The sequence below is a fragment of the Roseomonas chloroacetimidivorans genome (assembly GCF_049629625.1).
Taxonomy (GTDB): Bacteria; Pseudomonadota; Alphaproteobacteria; order Acetobacterales; family Acetobacteraceae; genus Roseomonas; species Roseomonas chloroacetimidivorans.
The window spans coordinates 1-1,368 of the sequence record NZ_JBNBZS010000272.1 but is presented as its reverse complement, the minus strand read 5'-3'; the positions used below and the strand labels follow the sequence as shown (position 1 = coordinate 1,368).

Sequence of the window (1,368 nt, the reverse complement as noted above, 5' to 3'; positions counted from 1 at the left end):
CGGCCGTAGCGGTCGCGCCGCAGCGTCGCCAGCTGGATCTTCAGCTTCTCGATCTCGTAGCCCGCGTTGCGCAACTCGGCATCGCGTTCGGCCAGCGCCGCGTCGCGCTCGGCAATCAGCGCATCGCGCTGCGCCAGCAAGGCGCGCAGCGTCTCGACGTCGTCCGGGAATGCCGCAGTGTCGAGCTCGGGGGGCACGCGCGAAGTGTTGCCGGCCTCGCCGCGTCGCGCCAAATAAGGATGGCGTTACCCGACCACCTCGGGGCGTGCCGTCCAGGCCGGCATCCGCCAATCTATGCCTTCCAAGAGCATCGAGAGCATGGCCGGGGTCAGAGAAACAACACCGCTCGTCGCCTGCGGCCATACGAAGCGGCCCTTCTCCAACCTCTTGGCCACGAGAACCAGGCCCTGCCCGTCCCAGACCAAAATCTTCAGCAGGTCTCCTCGGCGCCCACGGAAGCAGAATACCGCGCCGCTGTATGGATCCTGCGATAGCACGGTCTGCACCTGCGCGGCCAAGCCGTCGAATCCCTTGCGCATATCCGTCGCGCCGCAAGCAAGGTAGACGCGCGTACCAGGCGGCGGGCCGAACATCACGGACCACCAAGCTCGGCCAGTACAACGCGCAGCACAGCCATGTCCACCCGGCCGCTGGCACGCACTGTCGCGCCCGAGGGCAAGCCAATCTCGATCACGCCGGCCGCCTCGGCCACACCCTCCCGCGCCGGCGCGGGTCCTGCCACACGCGGCGCCTCCGGCACCACCGCCACCGGCGCGAACCCCGAGACCGCCGCCGCCAGCATCTCCTTGCGCCAGGTATAGAGCTGCCCCGTGCTCACCCCGTTCCGATCCGCCACCGCCTGCACCACCGCACCCGGCTGCAGGCTCTCGCGGACCACCCGCACCTTGTCCGCATCAGGCCACTCTCGCCGCCGCACCGGTCGCACCTCGACCTGGACGCCCCGATCCGCGCGCGCTCGCAAAGCGCCCTTCCGACCGTCGGAAGGATCCGCTCCGAGCGCTTCCAACACTTCAGCTTCGTCCGTCATGCCCGCCATCTCGGCAGGCATGACCCGTCACCTCAAGGCCGCTGAGGGCTGACGCTTACGTTGAGAGGAGCGGTCGTGATTCCTTGTCGTGCAGCGCGTCTGTCGTGGCGAGGTTTGGGGCATGTCACGTGTTGCGGGCTCGGCCGGACCTGAGGGCTCATCCTGGATCGAGCACGAGCTCCCGCGTGATGGTATGGGCGACCGGCGCCTTGTGGACCGATTGAGGCGGCTCCTGCAGCAGCTCGGCGGCGCCATCGGCCAGCCTCTGCCGCTTGCCTGCCAGGACTGGGCGGGCACGAAGGCGGCCTACCGCTTCTTCT

3 protein-coding genes and 1 pseudogene are annotated in these 1,368 nt (G+C 68.8%); 1 reads left to right on the top strand and 3 read right to left on the bottom strand.

Features of this window, described 5'->3' with window-relative positions; translation table 11 throughout:
• The 3 genes and pseudogenes from ACO1BU_RS37355 to tnpA form a co-directional block, all read right to left on the bottom strand.
• A pseudogene (locus ACO1BU_RS37355) lies at positions 1–233 on the bottom strand (hypothetical protein); the annotation flags it as partial.
• A 12-nt stretch (positions 234–245) separates the two neighbouring features.
• Positions 246–593 carry an IS66 family insertion sequence element accessory protein TnpB gene (tnpB, locus tag ACO1BU_RS37350; protein WP_171617307.1) on the bottom strand — a complete coding sequence of 116 codons (348 nt, stop codon included), beginning with the start codon at positions 591–593 and terminating at the stop codon, positions 246–248.
• The gene (tnpA, locus tag ACO1BU_RS37345) at positions 593–1,069 is read right to left on the bottom strand and encodes an IS66-like element accessory protein TnpA (RefSeq protein WP_424140902.1); all 477 of its coding nucleotides are present in this window, start codon (positions 1,067–1,069) and stop codon (positions 593–595) included. The genes tnpB and tnpA overlap by 1 nt, the downstream gene beginning before the upstream one ends.
• 100 nt (positions 1,070–1,169) lie before the next feature.
• On the opposite strand from tnpA, the gene ACO1BU_RS37340 reads away from it, so the two are divergent.
• A partial coding sequence (locus tag ACO1BU_RS37340) for an IS4/Tn5 family transposase DNA-binding protein (RefSeq protein WP_424140901.1) occupies positions 1,170–1,368 on the top strand: 199 nt, incomplete at its 3' end.